Annotated in this window: 13 protein-coding genes and 1 other RNA gene; 12 read left to right on the top strand and 2 right to left on the bottom strand. The window is 51.5% G+C overall.

The features are described 5' to 3' along the window. Positions 1–472: 472 nt before the first annotated feature. The 12 genes from garL (at position 473) to EOS97_RS06555 (ending at position 16589) form a co-directional block, all read left to right on the top strand. Positions 473–1243, top strand: a complete 771-nt coding sequence (gene garL, locus EOS97_RS06615; protein ID WP_001057715.1) for a 2-dehydro-3-deoxyglucarate aldolase — start codon at positions 473–475, stop codon at positions 1241–1243. Positions 1244–1268: 25 nt separating this feature from the next. Continuing rightward, a complete protein-coding gene (garR, locus tag EOS97_RS06610; RefSeq protein ID WP_000178106.1) occupies positions 1269–2159 on the top strand; it encodes a 2-hydroxy-3-oxopropionate reductase in 891 nt (296 codons plus the stop codon). Positions 2160–2256: 97 nt separating this feature from the next. Then, on the top strand, positions 2257–3402 hold the full coding sequence (gene garK, locus EOS97_RS06605) for a glycerate 2-kinase (protein WP_000706465.1): 1146 nt from the start codon (positions 2257–2259) through the stop codon (positions 3400–3402). A gap of 32 nt (positions 3403–3434) precedes the next feature. Continuing rightward, positions 3435–3809: RNase P RNA component class A (gene rnpB / locus EOS97_RS06600), an RNA gene on the top strand. Positions 3810–5192: 1383 nt separating this feature from the next. After that, positions 5193–6131, top strand: coding sequence for a transcriptional regulator TdcA (gene tdcA, locus EOS97_RS06590; protein WP_001094907.1), 939 nt, complete (start codon positions 5193–5195; stop codon positions 6129–6131). A 97-nt stretch (positions 6132–6228) separates the two neighbouring features. Next, positions 6229–7218 (top strand): bifunctional threonine ammonia-lyase/L-serine ammonia-lyase TdcB, encoded by a 990-nt coding sequence (tdcB, locus tag EOS97_RS06585; protein WP_000548368.1) that lies wholly within the window; start codon positions 6229–6231, stop codon positions 7216–7218. A gap of 20 nt (positions 7219–7238) precedes the next feature. Next, positions 7239–8570: a threonine/serine transporter TdcC gene (tdcC, locus tag EOS97_RS06580; protein WP_000108129.1), complete on the top strand. Its 1332-nt coding sequence runs from the start codon at positions 7239–7241 to the stop codon at positions 8568–8570. A 66-nt stretch (positions 8571–8636) separates the two neighbouring features. Beyond that, the gene (tdcD, locus tag EOS97_RS06575) at positions 8637–9845 is read left to right on the top strand and encodes a propionate kinase (RefSeq protein ID WP_001001855.1); all 1209 of its coding nucleotides are present in this window, start codon (positions 8637–8639) and stop codon (positions 9843–9845) included. A 33-nt stretch (positions 9846–9878) separates the two neighbouring features. Further along, positions 9879–12173 carry a formate C-acetyltransferase gene (pflB, locus tag EOS97_RS06570; protein WP_000867324.1) on the top strand — a complete coding sequence of 765 codons (2295 nt, stop codon included), beginning with the start codon at positions 9879–9881 and terminating at the stop codon, positions 12171–12173. Between the two features lie 69 nt (positions 12174–12242). Next, entirely contained in the window at positions 12243–13607 is a 1365-nt protein-coding gene (gene tdcG / locus EOS97_RS06565; protein WP_000622085.1) for an L-serine ammonia-lyase, read from the top strand. 314 nt (positions 13608–13921) lie between these two features. Then, positions 13922–15253: an amino acid permease gene (locus EOS97_RS06560; protein ID WP_000443189.1), complete on the top strand. Its 1332-nt coding sequence runs from the start codon at positions 13922–13924 to the stop codon at positions 15251–15253. Between the two features lie 25 nt (positions 15254–15278). Then, on the top strand, positions 15279–16589 hold the full coding sequence (locus EOS97_RS06555; protein ID WP_000463073.1) for a serine dehydratase subunit alpha family protein: 1311 nt from the start codon (positions 15279–15281) through the stop codon (positions 16587–16589). A gap of 112 nt (positions 16590–16701) precedes the next feature. On the opposite strand, the gene EOS97_RS06545 is transcribed toward EOS97_RS06555, so the two are convergent. Both EOS97_RS06545 and EOS97_RS06540 read right to left on the bottom strand, forming a co-directional pair. Then, entirely contained in the window at positions 16702–16866 is a 165-nt protein-coding gene (locus EOS97_RS06545; RefSeq protein WP_000039328.1) for a hypothetical protein, read from the bottom strand. Positions 16867–16889: 23 nt separating this feature from the next. Then, positions 16890–17591, bottom strand: a complete 702-nt coding sequence (locus tag EOS97_RS06540) for a pirin family protein (RefSeq protein WP_000633548.1) — start codon at positions 17589–17591, stop codon at positions 16890–16892. Between the last annotated feature and the right edge of the window lie 68 nt (positions 17592–17659).

Genomic DNA, 17659 nt, shown 5'->3' with positions numbered 1-17659 from the left:
TAAATCGTTAAATCTCAATATAAGAAATAAAGTTCATGCATAATGAAATAAGAATGACAGGAGTATAAATATAAGAATGTGATCCAGATCACCGCAAATTATGAAATTTTTTATGTAGGCCGGGTAAAGCGTAAATGTGTGCATTAGCGCCCAGTATCATGGGCGTATGCTCAAAAATAAGCGTTAAATAATCCCTTTTTAATGAGCGTTTGCACAATGATTATCCGCCATAGGCTGTTTATACTGAATGGCGAATTCAGTGTATCTGACGAGTTATTTGAAAATACCATGATAATAATAAAAGACGATAAAGATATCAGAACGGTATATTGTGCTACAGGATGTGTACCACATTAGAAATAGAATGCGGAGACCCATTCTGATTTCAGATAAGCATTTTATTGTCGTTGCTATAAGTTATGGTGGCGGCATCACATGTAGAGAATTAAAGAAATAAGCGAAGGTATAAGCGATGAATAACGCTATTTTCCCGAATAAGTTTAAAGCGGCGCTGGCGGCGCAACAGGTGCAGATTGGCTGCTGGTCTGCACTGGCAAGCCCAATCACCACCGAAGTTCTTGGTCTGGCGGGATTTGACTGGCTGGTGCTGGATGGCGAACATGCGCCGAACGATGTGACCACCTTAATTCCGCAGTTAATGGCATTGAAAGGCAGCGCCAGCGCGCCTGTGGTACGTGTGCCAACCAATGAACCGGTCATTATCAAACGGATGCTGGATATTGGGTTTTATAACTTCCTGATCCCCTTTGTTGAAACGCAAGAGGAAGCGGCTCGCGCCGTCGCCTCGACGCGTTACCCGCCGGAAGGCATTCGCGGCGTCTCCGTTTCTCACCGCGCGAATATGTTCGGTACGGTGCCTGATTACTTTGCGCAGTCAAACAAAAACATCACCATTATTGTTCAAATCGAAAGCCAGTTGGGTGTCGACAATGTTGATGCCATCGCCGCAACGGAAGGCGTTGATGGCATTTTTGTCGGCCCAAGCGATTTGGCCGCCGCGCTGGGTCATCTCGGCAATGCTTCTCACCCTGACGTGCAGCAGACGATTCAACATATTTTCGCCCGCGCTAAAGCGCACGGTAAACCGTGCGGCATTCTGGCGCCGGTAGAGGCGGATGCCCGCCGTTATCTGGAATGGGGCGCGACCTTTGTCGCCGTTGGCAGCGATTTAGGCGCATTCCGCGCCAGCACGCAGAAGCTTGCCGACACCTTTAAAAAATAATCCTGGTATGGAAAGAGAGAACGCTATGACGATGAAAGTTGGCTTTATTGGCTTAGGCATCATGGGTAAGCCCATGAGCAAAAACTTACTGAAAGCAGGGTATTCGCTGGTGGTGTCCGATCGTAATCCTGAAGCGATTGCTGACGTCATTGCCGCAGGCGCGGAAACGGCCTCTACGGCGAAGGCGATCGCTGAACAGTGTGACGTCATCATCACGATGCTGCCTAACTCTCCGCATGTGAAAGAGGTTGCGCTGGGCGAGAACGGTATCATCGAAGGCGCGAAGCCGGGAACCGTATTGATTGATATGAGTTCTATCGCGCCGCTGGCAAGCCGTGAAATCAGCGATGCGCTGAAGGCGAAGGGCGTTGAGATGTTGGATGCGCCGGTCAGCGGCGGCGAGCCGAAGGCGATTGATGGCACGCTGTCGGTGATGGTAGGGGGCGATAAAGCCATTTTCGACAAGTACTACGACCTGATGAAAGCGATGGCGGGTTCCGTGGTGCATACCGGCGATATCGGCGCAGGCAACGTCACAAAACTGGCTAACCAGGTGATCGTGGCGTTGAATATCGCCGCCATGTCTGAAGCGCTGACGCTGGCGACTAAAGCGGGCGTCAACCCGGATCTGGTCTATCAGGCGATTCGCGGCGGTCTGGCTGGCAGCACGGTACTGGATGCGAAAGCGCCGATGGTCATGGACAGAAACTTTAAGCCAGGTTTCCGTATCGATCTGCACATTAAAGATCTGGCGAATGCGCTGGATACCTCCCACGGCGTTGGCGCGCAGCTCCCGCTGACCGCCGCCGTTATGGAAATGATGCAGGCGTTACGCGCGGATGGACACGGTAATGACGACCATAGCGCGCTGGCGTGCTACTACGAAAAACTGGCGAAAGTGGAAGTCACTCGCTAACGACGTTGTGCCCGGATGGCGTGTAGCGATCCGGGCCTGAATTTCAGGCTGGATAAGTGAAACGCCATCCGGCGTTGTGCAGTAACAGGCTACCACTATGAAAATCGTAATTGCCCCCGACTCCTATAAAGAAAGCCTTTCTGCCGCCGAGGTAGCGCAGGCGATAGAAAAAGGATTTCGGGAAATTTTCCCCGATGCGCAATATGTCTCTGTTCCGGTTGCCGATGGCGGCGAAGGAACGGTCGAAGCCATGATTGCCGCGACGCAGGGCGTTGAACGCACCGCATGGGTGACCGGGCCGTTGGGTGAAAAAGTGAAAGCCTGCTGGGGAATGTCCGGGGATGGTAAAACCGCGTTTATTGAAATGGCGGCGGCCAGCGGACTGGCGCTGGTTCCACCAGAAAAACGCAACCCTTTGATTACTACCTCGCGGGGAACGGGGGAGCTGATATTGCAGGCGCTGGAAAGCGGCGCAAGCAATATCATTATCGGCATTGGCGGCAGCGCGACAAATGACGGCGGCGCAGGGATGATGCAGGCGTTAGGCGCAAAACTGCGCGATGCAAACGGCGCGGATATCGGTTACGGTGGCGGAAGCCTTCATTGTCTAAGCGACATTGATATTTCAGAGCTCGATCCCCGTTTAAAACTCTGCGCGATTCGTGTCGCTTGCGATGTCTCTAATCCTCTGATCGGCGACAACGGCGCATCACGAATTTTTGGGCCGCAGAAAGGCGCGACCGAAGAGAACATTGTTGAGCTGGACAGAAATCTTGCTCACTATGCCGACATCATAAAAAAATCGCTGAATGTCGACGTAAAGGCGGTGCCCGGCGCAGGCGCGGCAGGCGGTATGGGGGCGGCGTTAATGGCTTTTCTCGGCGCGGAATTACGCAGCGGGATCGAAATTGTCACGGCGGCACTGAACCTGGAGGAGCATATCCACGACTGTACGCTGGTGGTGACGGGAGAAGGGCGGATTGATAGCCAAAGTATTCGCGGTAAAGTGCCGATTGGCGTCGCGAATGTGGCGAAAAAATATCATAAGCCAGTGATTGGCATTGCCGGCAGCCTGACGCACGATGTAGGGATAGTGCATCACTATGGCATCGACGCTGTCTTTAGCGTACTCACGCGCATCGTGACGCTGGAGGAGGCTTTTCGGGGCGCTTTTGACAATATTTATCGGGCATCCAGAAATGTTGCTGCCGCTCTGGCGATAGGAATGCGCAGCGCAGGGTGACAAAGTCGCGCGAACCCTCTATACTGCGCGCCGAAGCTGACCAGACAGTCGCCGCTTCGTCGTCGTCCTTTCGGGGAGACGGGCGGAGGGGAGGAAAGTCCGGGCTCCATAGGGCAGGGTGCCAGGTAACGCCTGGGGGGGAAACCCACGACCAGTGCAACAGAGAGCAAACCGCCGATGGCCCACGCAAGTGGGATCAGGTAAGGGTGAAAGGGTGCGGTAAGAGCGCACCGCGCGGCTGGTAACAGTCCGTGGCACGGTAAACTCCACCCGGAGCAAGGCCAAATAGGGGTTCATAAGGTACGGCCCGTACTGAACCCGGGTAGGCTGCTTGAGCCAGTGAGCGATTGCTGGCCTAGATGAATGACTGTCCACGACAGAACCCGGCTTATCGGTCAGTTTCACTTCTTCATAAAACCCGCTTCGGCGGGTTTTTGCTTTTACAGGGCGACAGGATGAATGACTGTCCACGACGCTATACCCAAAAGAAAGCGGCTTATCGGTCAGTTTCACCTCTTCATAAAAACCGTCAGTGTAAGCTGGCGGGTTTATGCTTTTACCGGGCGGCAGGATGAATGGCTGTCCACGACGCTATACCCGAAAGAAAGCGGCTTATCGGTCAGTTTCACCTCTTCATAAAAACCGTCATTGTAAGCTGGCGGGTTTATGCTTTTACCGGGCGGCAGGATGAATGGCTGTCCACGACGCTATACCCGAAAGAAAGCAGCTTATCGGTCAGTTTCACTTCTTCATAAAACCCGCTTCGGCGGGTTTTTGCTTTTACAGGGCGACAGGATGAATGACTGTCCACGACACTATACCCAAAAGAAAGCGGCTTATCGGTCAGTTTCACCTCTTCATAAAACCCGCTTCGGCGGGTTTATGCTTTTACCGGGCGGCAGGATGAATGGCTGTCCACGACGCTATGTCCAAAAGAAAGCGGCTTATCGGTCAGTTTCACCTCTTCATAAAACCCGTCAGTGTAAGCTGGCGGGGTTTTGCTTTTACAGGGCGGCAGGATGAATGACTGTCCACGACGCTATACCCAAAAGAAAGCGGCTTATCGGTCAGTTTCATCTCTTCATAAAACCCGCTTCGGCGGGTTTTTGCTTATCAGGCCGGTGAAGGGTATAGAGGTTGCAGAAGACGCCAGCGTCACTATCCGGCAATTAATTGACAGCCGTGGTGACATAATATTATTCGTTTTTGTGATGAGAAACACAAAACGCTATGGATTGCGCTCTTTTTAGTTGAAGTGAAAAGCAATCGATTTCTTTCACAAAATTACATTCTGAAAAACAGCAAGAAAGCGGTGTAAATTATTTGTTGTAAATGAAAATTAAATGTATGAAATATTTTGGTTAAAATTTTATTAAATGTTTCTTTACAAACAAATAAGGTAAAAAAATGTGACGCGTAACGGTTTTTAAGCGCATTTACCTTCGGTTTATACTTAAATTTGAGAAATTACGCTTTAAATTTAACGCTGGAATTGCCGATAAAATGTCCCGTAATTGATTGAAATATCGTCTTCATGGGATGTCGAAAATAGGAGGTAAAATAGACTGGTTATCGCCATAATATATCGTTATCCCGACCCTATTTTTTGATTGAAATCAGACTAAGTTGCTGTTTTATTTTTGTAACTCATTGAAGTAATAGGCTTTCTTTATTTAATAAAGACCATCTAAAAATTGCGGTAAGTTAATTTGTGAGTGGTCGCACATAACCTTTAAGATTTAATTTGCTACACTTCCTGCCGTTCACAATGTTATTTCAGAGCGGTAGATATGAATACTCTTGTTCTCCCTAAAACACAGCATTTGGTGGTCTTTCAGGAAGTCATTAGAAGTGGTTCTATCGGTTCTGCCGCAAAATCGTTAGGGTTAACCCAGCCCGCCGTCAGTAAAATCATTAGCGATGTTGAGGCCTATTTTGGCGTTGAGCTAATTGTACGTAAAAATACCGGCGTTACGTTGACCGAAGCGGGACAGGTACTGCTTTCCTGGTCTGAATCTATCACCCGCGAAATGAAAAACATGATCAACGAGATGAACAGTATGACGTGCAATACCGTTGTCGACGTCTCGTTTGGCTTTCCTTCGCTGATTGGCTTTACCTTCATGTCCGATATGATTCATAAGTTCAAAGAGGTCTTTCCAAAAGCGCAGGTATCCATGTACGAAGCCCAGCTCTCTTCATTCCTGCCGGCCCTGCGCGACGGGCGGCTGGACTTTGCTATCGGTACGCTCAGTAATGAAATGCAGCTACAGGATCTGCATGTCGAGCCGCTGTTTGAATCAGAGTTTGTCCTGGTAGCCAGCAAGTCCCGAACATGCACCGGCACCATCACACTGGAATCGTTAAAAGACGAACAGTGGGTGTTGCCGCAAACGAATATGGGCTACTACAGCGAATTACTCACCACTCTACAACGAAATGGCATCAGCATCGAAAACATTGTTAAAACAGATTCCGTTGTCACAATATATAATCTTGTTCTCAATGCTGATTTCTTAACTGTTATTCCCTGCGATATGACCACGCCTTTTGGCTCTAATCAATTTATCACGATACCCATAAAAGACACGTTACCCGTCGCACGTTATGCGGCGGTATGGTCTAAAAATTATCGTATCAAAAAAGCCGCTTCAGTATTAGTGGAATTGGCTAAGCAATATTCATCATATAATGGATGCAGACGCAGGCAGTTAATAGAAATTGAATGATATGGAATAAACATATTTAGCGAAATTGACGCCACCTGTTTCTTTTGAACAGTGGGCAACGGTAACTTATTTTTAATACCCAGGTTAAGAGGTTATAATGCACATTACATACGATCTCCCGGTTGCAATTGAAGATATCCTCGAAGCGAAAAAAAGACTGGCGGGGAAGATATATAAAACGGGAATGCCTCGCTCTAACTATTTTAGTGAACGTTGCAAAGGCGAAATATTTCTCAAGTTTGAAAATATGCAGCGTACGGGTTCATTTAAAATTCGTGGCGCTTTTAACAAACTTAGCTCGTTAACGGAGGCGGAAAAACGTAAAGGCGTCGTGGCCTGTTCCGCAGGTAATCATGCACAGGGCGTTTCTCTTTCTTGCGCAATGCTGGGTATTGACGGCAAAGTCGTGATGCCGAAGGGCGCGCCAAAGTCAAAAGTGGCGGCCACCTGTGATTATTCGGCGGAAGTGGTGCTCCACGGTGACAACTTCAATGACACCATTGCTAAGGTGAGTGAAATTGTCGAAACCGAAGGCCGCATTTTTATTCCGCCTTACGACGATCCAAAAGTCATTGCCGGGCAGGGCACTATTGGTCTGGAAATTATGGAAGATCTGTACGATGTCGATAATGTCATCGTGCCTATTGGCGGCGGCGGTTTAATTGCAGGTATTGCCATTGCGATTAAATCGATTAACCCGACCATTAAAGTTATCGGCGTACAGGCCGAAAATGTTCACGGTATGGCGGCGTCTTATTACGCTGGCGAAATAACCACGCACCGAACGACCGGCACCCTGGCGGATGGTTGTGATGTCTCCCGCCCGGGTAATTTAACCTATGAAATTGTTCGTGAATTAGTCGATGACATTGTTCTGGTTAGCGAAGATGAAATTCGTAACAGCATGATCGCTTTAATTCAGCGCAATAAGGTTATTACTGAAGGCGCTGGCGCTCTGGCCTGCGCCGCACTATTAAGCGGGAAATTAGATAGCCATATTCAGAACAGAAAAACGGTCAGTATTATTTCTGGCGGCAATATCGATCTTTCTCGTGTATCACAAATTACGGGTTTAGTTGACGCTTAATCTTTTCGTGAGGATAGGATATGAGTACTACTGATAGCATTGTATCCAGCCAGGCAAAACAGTCGTCATGGCGTAAATCGGACACGACGTGGACGCTGGGTTTATTTGGTACCGCCATCGGCGCCGGGGTGCTGTTCTTCCCTATCCGCGCCGGGTTTGGCGGGCTTATCCCCATTCTGCTGATGCTGGTTTTAGCTTATCCCATTGCGTTCTATTGTCACCGGGCGCTGGCGCGTCTGTGTTTATCCGGATCTAATCCGTCCGGCAATATTACGGAAACGGTCGAAGAGCACTTTGGTAAAACGGGCGGAGTAGTTATCACGTTCCTTTACTTCTTTGCGATTTGTCCGCTGCTGTGGATTTATGGCGTCACCATCACTAACACGTTCATGACGTTTTGGGAAAACCAGTTGCAGATGCCAGCGTTGAATCGCGGTTTCGTGGCGCTGTTCTTGCTGCTGCTGATGGCCTTTGTGATCTGGTTTGGTAAAGATCTGATGGTTAAGGTGATGAGTTACCTGGTATGGCCATTTATCGCCAGCCTGGTGCTAATCTCATTATCGCTGATTCCTTACTGGAACTCGGCGGTTATCGATCAGGTTGATCTCAGTAATATCGCGCTGACCGGGCACGATGGCATACTGGTTACGGTGTGGCTGGGAATCTCTATCATGGTGTTCTCCTTTAACTTTTCGCCCATCGTCTCTTCCTTCGTGGTGTCTAAGCGGGAAGAGTATGAGAAAGAGTTTGGCCGCGAATTTACCGAGCGTAAATGTTCACAGATCATCTCGCGCGCCAGTATGCTGATGGTCGCCGTGGTGATGTTCTTCGCCTTTAGCTGCCTGTTTACGCTCTCTCCACAGAACATGGCGGATGCGAAAGCGCAGAACATTCCGGTACTTTCCTACCTGGCCAACCATTTCGCCTCTTTGTCGGGGACAAAATCTACTTTTGCAACGGTGCTGGAGTATGGCGCGTCTATCATCGCGCTGGTTGCTATTTTCAAATCTTTCTTCGGTCACTACCTGGGGACGCTGGAAGGGCTGAACGGCCTGGTGCTGAAATTCGGTTATAAAGGCGATAAAACCAAAGTCTCTATGGGCAAGCTTAATACCATCAGCATGATCTTCATTATGGGGTCTACCTGGGTCGTAGCTTACGCAAACCCGAACATTCTGGACCTGATTGAAGCGATGGGCGCGCCGATTATCGCCTCGCTGTTATGCCTGCTGCCGATGTACGCCATTCGTAAAGCGCCGTCGCTGGCGAAGTACCGTGGTCGTCTGGATAACGTGTTCGTCACCCTGATTGGTCTGCTGACCATCCTGAATATTGTCTACAAATTGTTCTAATCCTCACGTTTAGCCTGCGTTCCGCCCCAGGGCGCGGACGCAGGCTGACATCGACGGAGGCACTACATGAATGAATTTCCGGTCGTTCTGGTCATTAATTGCGGATCATCTTCTATCAAATTCTCTGTACTGGATGTCGCTACCTGTGATGTTTTAATGGCGGGAATAGCAGATGGAATGAATACTGAAAACGCCTTTTTATCTATTAATGGCGATAAGCCGATAAACCTCGCGCACTCTAATTATGAGGACGCGTTAAAAGCCATTGCCTTTGAGCTGGAAAAACGTGATTTAACGGATAGCGTGGCATTAATTGGCCACCGTATCGCGCACGGTGGAGAGCTATTTACACAGTCCGTCATTATTACCGATGAGATTATCGATAATATTCGTCGGGTATCACCTTTAGCGCCGCTGCATAATTACGCTAATTTAAGCGGCATTGACGCGGCGCGACACCTTTTCCCGGCCGTGCGTCAGGTGGCGGTATTTGATACCAGTTTCCACCAGACGCTGGCGCCGGAAGCCTATTTATACGGATTGCCGTGGGAATATTTTTCCAGCCTGGGTGTGCGTCGCTACGGCTTTCACGGTACGTCGCATCGCTATGTTTCGCGGCGCGCGTATGAACTGCTTGACCTCGATGAAAAAAACTCGGGTCTGATTGTCGCGCATCTGGGCAATGGGGCGTCTATCTGCGCGGTACGCAATGGTCAGAGCGTGGATACCTCAATGGGGATGACGCCGCTTGAGGGGCTGATGATGGGTACTCGCAGCGGCGACGTTGATTTCGGCGCGATGGCGTGGATAGCCAAAGAAACCGGGCAGACGTTGAGCGATCTGGAGCGAGTGGTGAATAAAGAGTCCGGTTTGCTCGGCATCTCCGGGTTGTCATCCGACCTTAGAGTCCTGGAAAAAGCCTGGCACGAAGGACATGAGCGCGCCCGGTTAGCGATAAAAACATTTGTCCACCGTATCGCCCGTCATATTGCCGGACACGCGGCATCGTTACATCGGCTGGATGGCATTATTTTTACCGGCGGTATTGGTGAAAATTCAGTATTAATTCGCCAGTTGGTAATTGAACATTTGGGCGTACTGGGGCTTACGTTAGACGTTGAAATGAATAAGCAGCCGAATTCTCACGGCGAGCGCATTATTTCCGCTAACCCTTCTCAGGTTATTTGCGCTGTTATTCCCACGAATGAAGAGAAAATGATTGCCCTTGATGCCATTCATTTAGGCAACGTGAAAGCACCAGTGGAATTTGCATAACTTAACGGCTGTTCTGTAGAGAGATTATTTTTCATGAAGGTAAATATCGATACCAGCGATATGCTGTATGCCGAAGCATGGCGTGATTTTAAAGGTACGGACTGGAAAGAAGAAATTAATGTCCGTGATTTTATTCAGCATAACTATACGCCCTATGAGGGGGATGAATCTTTTCTCGCCGACGCGACGCCAGCGACCACGGCGTTGTGGGAAAAGGTGATGGCGGGGATACGTATCGAGAACGCGACCCATGCGCCGGTGGATTTCGATACCAACATCGCGACGACGATTACCGCGCACGATGCGGGGTATATTGAAAAAGAGCTGGAAAAAATCGTCGGTTTACAAACGGATAAGCCGCTTAAACGCGCTTTGCATCCGTTTGGCGGCGTTAACATGATCAAAAGTTCATTTCACGCTTATGGCCGCGAAATGGACGCCGATTTTGAATATACCTTTACCGACCTGCGGAAAACCCATAATCAGGGCGTATTCGATGTTTACTCGCCGGATATGCTGCGCTGCCGTAAATCCGGCGTATTAACCGGTTTGCCGGATGGTTATGGTCGCGGGCGCATTATTGGCGATTATCGTCGTGTCGCGCTGTATGGCATCCGTTATCTGGTGCGCGAACGCGAGCTGCAATTCGCCGATCTGCAGTCGAATCTGGAGCAGGGACAGAATCTTGAGGCGACGATTCGCCTGCGTGAGGAGTTGGCGGAGCATCGTCGCGCGCTGCTGCAAATGCAGGAGATGGCGGCGAAATACGGCTACGATATCTCCCGCCCGGCGCGGAACGCGCAGGAAGCGGTACAGTGGCTCTACTTCGCTTATCTGGCGGCGGTAAAATCGCAAAATGGCGGTGCAATGTCGCTGGGAAGAACCGCCTCGTTCCTTGATATCTACATTGAGCGCGATTTCAACGCGGGTCTTCTGACAGAGCAGCAGGCGCAGGAGCTGATCGACCATTTCATCATGAAGATCCGCATGGTGCGCTTCCTGCGCACGCCGGAATTTGATTCGCTCTTTTCCGGCGATCCGATCTGGGCCACCGAAGTTATTGGCGGGATGGGGCTTGATGGCCGCACGCTGGTGACGAAGAACTCTTTCCGTTATCTGCATACCCTGCACACGATGGGGCCAGCGCCGGAGCCGAACCTGACCATACTGTGGTCAGAAGCGTTGCCGGTGGCATTCAAGAAATATGCTGCGCAGGTCTCCATCGTGACCTCATCTTTGCAGTATGAAAACGACGATTTAATGCGTACCGACTTTAACAGCGACGATTATGCTATCGCTTGTTGCGTCAGCCCGATGGTCATCGGTAAGCAGATGCAGTTCTTCGGCGCGCGCGCCAACCTTGCCAAAACGTTGCTGTACGCTATCAATGGCGGCGTTGATGAGAAACTGAAAATCCAGGTTGGGCCGAAAACCGCGCCGTTAACGGATGAGGTGCTGGATTACGACACGGTAATGGAGAGCCTCGACCATTTTATGGACTGGCTGGCGGTGCAGTACATTAGCGCGCTGAACATCATTCACTACATGCACGATAAGTACAGCTATGAAGCTTCGCTGATGGCGCTGCACGACCGTGATGTGTATCGGACGATGGCGTGCGGCATCGCCGGACTGTCGGTGGCGGCGGATTCCCTGTCCGCCATCAGGTACGCTCAGGTGAAGCCGATCCGCGACGAAAATGGCCTTGCCATCGACTTTGCTATTGAAGGCGAGTATCCGCAGTACGGCAACAACGATGAGCGCGTGGACAGCATCGCCTGCGACCTGGTGAAACGCTTTATGCAAAAAATTAGCGTGTTGCCGACGTATCGCAGTGCGGTGCCGACGCAGTCCATTTTGACCATCACCTCGAACGTCGTGTACGGGCAGAAGACCGGCAATACGCCGGATGGACGCCGCGCCGGAACGCCATTCGCGCCGGGGGCGAACCCGATGCATGGTCGTGACCGCAAAGGGGCGGTAGCCTCGCTGACGTCGGTGGCGAAACTGCCGTTTACCTACGCCAAAGACGGTATTTCATACACCTTCTCGATTGTGCCTGCGGCGCTCGGGAAAGAAGATGCGGTGCGGAAAACCAATCTTGTCGGCCTGCTGGACGGCTATTTCCATCATGAAGCACAGGTAGAAGGCGGGCAGCATCTGAACGTCAATGTCATGAACCGTGAAATGTTGCTGGATGCGATTGAACATCCGGAAAACTACCCGAACCTGACGATCCGCGTTTCCGGCTATGCCGTGCGCTTCAATGCGCTGACTCGCGAGCAGCAACAGGACGTTATTTCGCGCACCTTTACTCAGGCGATGTAACGTGAACGGGGCGATCGTGTGGATCGCCCCGCGACGGATCTTCACTGAACGGTAATCTTAGGGGGAGATATGATTAGCGCATTTGATATTTTTAAGATTGGCATTGGACCTTCAAGCTCCCATACCGTAGGGCCAATGAATGCAGGAAAATGTTTTATCGATCGGCTGATCGGCAGCGGCGACCTGCCGCGAACGACGCGCATCACGGTTGATCTTTACGGATCGCTATCGCTGACGGGCAAAGGCCACGCGACCGATACCGCCATCATTATGGGCCTGGCGGGCAATACGCCGCAGGATGTTAATATTGATAGCATTCCGGCGTTTATCCAGGAGGTTGCCCGCAGCAGCCGTTTATCGGTGGCGGGTGGCGCGCATGTGGTGGATTTTCCCGTCGCCGACAGTATTCTCTTTCACGCTGAAACCCTGGCGCGCCATGAAAACGGTATGCGAATTACCGCCTGGCACGGGCAAACGCCGCTTTTACACAAAACGTATTACTCTATTGGCGGCGGCTTTATTGTCGAAGAGGAACGCTTTGGTCAGTCGCACGATGTAGAAAAATCGGTGCCGTATGATTTTCATTCCGCCAGCGAACTGTTGACGCTGTGTGAAAGACAGGGGCTCTCGGTTTCCGGCCTGATGATGCAAAATGAACTGGCGTTGCGGAGCAAAGAGCAGATTGACGCTGGCTTTGCCCGCATCTGGCAGGTGATGGCGACCGGAATTGAACGTGGCATGAATACTGAGGGCGTGCTGCCGGGGCCGCTGAACGTTCCACGCCGCGCGGTAGCGTTACGGCGTCTGCTGGTCTCCAGCGATAATCTTTCCCGCGATCCGATGAACGTCATCGACTGGATTAACATGTTCGCCCTGGCCGTGAGCGAAGAGAACGCGGCGGGCGGGCGAGTGGTCACCGCGCCGACCAACGGCGCGTGCGGCATTATTCCTGCGGTGCTGGCCTATTACGACAAATTCCGTCGTCCGGTCAATGCCAACTCTATCGCCCGCTATCTGCTGTCGGCGGGGGCGATTGGCATGCTGTACAAGATGAACGCCTCGATATCCGGCGCGGAAGTGGGGTGTCAGGGCGAGGTTGGCGTCGCGTGTTCGATGGCGGCGGCGGGGCTGACAGAACTGCTGGGCGGCAGCCCGGCGCAGGTCTGTATTGCGGCGGAAATTGCGATGGAGCATAACCTTGGCCTCACCTGTGACCCGGTGGCGGGTCAGGTACAAATCCCTTGTATTGAACGTAATGCGATTAACGCCGTTAAAGCGGTAAATGCGGCGCGAATGGCGCTACGCCGTACCTCTGAGCCGCGGGTTTCGCTCGATAAAGTGATCGAAACCATGTACGAAACGGGTAAAGACATGAACGACAAATATCGCGAGACGTCGCGCGGCGGTCTGGCGATTAAAGTCGTTTGTGGATAGGCCCGACAGACGCAGAGTGAGCAGGCTATGGGATAACGTAGAAGACAGAAGTTGAGAAAAGGGCGCACCAAAGTGCGCCCTTTTTTGTTGTGATACGCGTCAAATAGAGAAAATAACAATATTAAACCAATAGTAAATAGAAAATAATTCTTAACCCACAATAAATGCAGGCGTTTTATTGGTAAGTTTTTCTCTTATCGTGCGCGTATGATTTTCTTATTACAAGAAAGTACCTGCACCTCACGTTCTGCATATCGCCTTGCTGCGGCACGAAAAATAAAAAAACCTCTACCTACACATTGAGCGAGAATTCTATGGAATCGGCTAGTAATACCAGCGTAATCCTCGACGCATCAGCCCCGGCGCGTCGGGCAGGGATGACAGAAAGCGAATGGCGTGAAGCCATCAAATTTGATAGTACCGACACCGGTTGGGTCATTATGAGTATCGGGATGGCGATCGGCGCAGGGATCGTTTTTCTTCCTGTCCAGGTTGGCCTGATGGGACTTTGGGTCTTTTTACTTTCTTCTATTATTGGCTATCCGGCCATGTACCTGTTCCAGCGGCTGTTTATTAATACGCTGGCGGAATCCCCGGAATGTAAAGACTACCCCAGCGTGATCAGCGGCTATCTGGGCAAAAACTGGGGTATTTTATTAGGCGCGCTGTACTTTGTGATGCTCGTCATCTGGATGTTCGTCTATTCTACGGCGATTACTAACGACAGCGCCTCTTATCTGCATACTTTCGGCGTAACGGAAGGATTACTTTCCGATAGTCCATTTTATGGTCTGGTGCTGATCTGCATCCTGGTGGCGATTTCCTCACGCGGTGAAAAATTACTGTTCAAAATCTCCACCGGCATGGTGCTGACCAAGCTACTGGTAGTGGCGGCGCTGGGCGTCTCTATGGTGGGGATGTGGCATCTGTATAACATTGGCGCGCTGCCGCCGATGGCCCTGCTGATTAAAAACGCCATTATTACCCTGCCATTTACGCTGACCTCGATTTTGTTTATCCAGACGTTAAGCCCAATGGTGATCTCTTACCGTTCACGCGAAAAATCTATTGAGGTCGCACGTCATAAAGCGCTGCGCGCCATGAATATCGCGTTTGGCGTCCTGTTCGTTACCGTCTTTTTCTATGCGGTTTCCTTTACCCTGGCGATGGGGCATGACGAAGCGGTGAAAGCCTATGAGCAGAATATTTCCGCCCTGGCGATCGCCGCGCAATTTATTAGCGGCGATGGCGCAGGCTGGGTCAAAGTGGTTAGCGTAATTCTGAACATCTTTGCCGTCATGACCGCCTTCTTTGGCGTTTATTTAGGATTCCGCGAAGCGACGCAAGGCATTGTGATGAATATCCTGCGCCGCAAAATGCCCGCCGAGAAGATTAAGGAAAATCTGGTACAGCGCGGCATTATGATTTTCGCTATTTTGCTGGCCTGGAGCGCCATTGTGCTCAACGCGCCGGTACTGAGCTTCACCTCTATTTGTAGCCCTATCTTCGGTATGGTGGGTTGTTTAATTCCGGCATGGTTGGTCTACAAGGTTCCCGCATTGCACAAATATAAAGGCGCTTCGTTGTACCTGATTATTATTACCGGCCTGCTGCTATGCGTTTCTCCGTTCCTGGCATTCTCTTGATATACCTGAGATTAAGGTTGTTGTTATGTTTGAATCTAAAATAAATCCATTGTGGCAAAGTTTTATCCTGGCCGTACAGGAAGAAGTAAAACCGGCGCTGGGGTGTACTGAGCCAATTTCACTGGCGCTGGCGGCAGCGGCGGCGGCGGCTGAACTTGACGGCACTGTTGAACGCATTGACGCATGGGTTTCGCCCAATCTGATGAAAAATGGTATGGGCGTTACCGTTCCAGGAACGGGAATGGTAGGGTTACCGATCGCCGCGGCGCTGGGCGCATTGGGCGGTGATGCGAAAGCCGGGTTGGAGGTGTTAAAAGACGCTTCCGCTAAAGCCGTTGCCGATGCAAAAGCGATGCTGGCCGCCGGACATGTCGCAGTGATGTTGCAGGAGCCATGTAACGATATCCTGTTTTCACGGGCGAAAGTGTATAGCGGCGATAGCTGGGCATGTGTCACGATCGTCGGCGATCATACAAATATTGTGCGGATAGAAACCGACAAGGGCGTGGTATTTACCCGGGCCGATAATGCGCAGGAAGAAGAAAAAACCTCGCCACTGGGAGTGCTGTCTCATACCTCGCTGGAAGAGATCCTGGCGTTTGTGAATGCGGTGCCCTTTGACGCTATCCGCTTTATTCTCGATGCGGCCAGGCTAAACGGCGCGTTGTCGCAGGAGGGCCTGCGTGGTTCCTGGGGGCTGCATATCGGTTCGACGCTGGCCAAACAGTGCGATCGCGGTCTGCTGGCGAAAGATCTCTCCACGGCGATTTTGATCCGTACCAGCGCGGCGTCAGACGCCAGAATGGGCGGCGCCACGTTGCCCGCGATGAGCAACTCCGGCTCCGGCAACCAGGGGATTACCGCCACGGTGCCAGTCATGGTGGTTGCTGAACATGTCGGCGCCGATGACGAGCGTCTGGCGCGCGCGCTAATGTTATCGCATTTGAGCGCTATCTATATTCACCATCAGCTTCCGCGTTTGTCGGCTCTGTGCGCGGCAACCACGGCGGCGATGGGCGCGGCGGCGGGTATGGCGTGGCTGATAGATGGTCGTTATGACACTATCGCAATGGCTATCAGCAGTATGATCGGCGATGTCAGCGGGATGATTTGCGATGGCGCGTCGAATAGCTGCGCGATGAAAGTCTCTACCAGCGCGTCGGCGGCGTGGAAAGCCGTACTGATGGCGTTGGATGATACGGCGGTGACCGGAAACGAAGGGATTGTGGCGCACAATGTCGAACAATCTATTTCGAATTTGTGTTCGCTGGCGTGTCGCTCAATGCAGCAGACAGACAAGCAGATCATCGAGATTATGGCCAGTAAAGCGCATTAATAATAACGCCCCGGCATGTCGTCGGGGCAGCGTGTTGCCCGATGGCGCTGCGCTTATCGGGTCTACCCGTTATCAGCCGGATCGGGCGCTTGCGTCGCCATCCGGCATGATTTCAGGCTGCGGCCTCTTCTTCTGCCAGCCGGGCTTCGGCGTCCGCCACGATGGCTTCCAGTTCGGTTAGCATCTCTTCATAGCCCAGCGGCACAGTGGCGCTCATCGCCTCCTGTACGGTAGGTTTTACCACGGGCTGACGTTTCTTCGCCGATTTTTTGCTCATCTTGTGACTCCTTTTCTGGCTGACTACACCGGTAAATCTACCAGTAATGCGCGCAGCGGCGTATCGGCAACCAGCGTAATGTTAGGTTCATCACGAATAAATGCGCCATCTCCGCAGGTTAACGCCTCGCGTTCTTCGTTGTGCGTCAGCGCGTGGAACGTACCGTGAATCGACTGCAAATAGGCGCGCGGCCCGTGAAGCTGGAAATTAAGCGATTCGCCTTTCTCCAGCGTAATATGATGTACCCATACCTGTTGGCGCAGTTGTAAGCTGTTTTGCTCACCGTCGGGCGAGGCAAGAAGCTGTTGTTGCGCCGCCAGGAGTGGGATTTTTTGTACCAGCGCGTTTTCCCGTTCAGGACAGGCGTCAAGCCACAGTTGCATTCGGGTTAACGGCTTAACTTTGCTGAGATTATGTTCGCTGTAGCTAATGCCTGGCTGCGCGGCGAGCAGTAGCGCTTCGCCCGCTTTAGCCTGTACATGGTTGCCGTCGCTGTCGCGGTATTCCGCTTCGCCGTCCAGAATCAGGTTTAAAATATCCACCTTTGGATAAGTTCGAGGCTGAAAAGAGGCGCCCGGCGCCAGCACTTCCTGGTTCAGTACGCGCAACGACGCGTAGCCCAGCAGTGTAGGGTCGAAGTAGTGTCCAAAGGAGAAGGTATAGCGGGCCTGTAGCCATCCGTAGTCTGCCTGTCCACATTGTTTGGCGGTTCGGGTCGTAATCATCGTTATTAACCTCTCTTTACTTCCTTTTATGTTAAGGGGCTGGACGCTGCATTGTTAGCCAGATATTC

Source organism: Salmonella sp. SSDFZ54, assembly GCF_004010735.1.
Lineage (GTDB): Bacteria > Pseudomonadota > Gammaproteobacteria > Enterobacterales > Enterobacteriaceae > Salmonella > Salmonella enterica.
Note: the sequence above shows the minus strand (reverse complement) of the source record. Positions and strands in the feature narration are given on the sequence as shown.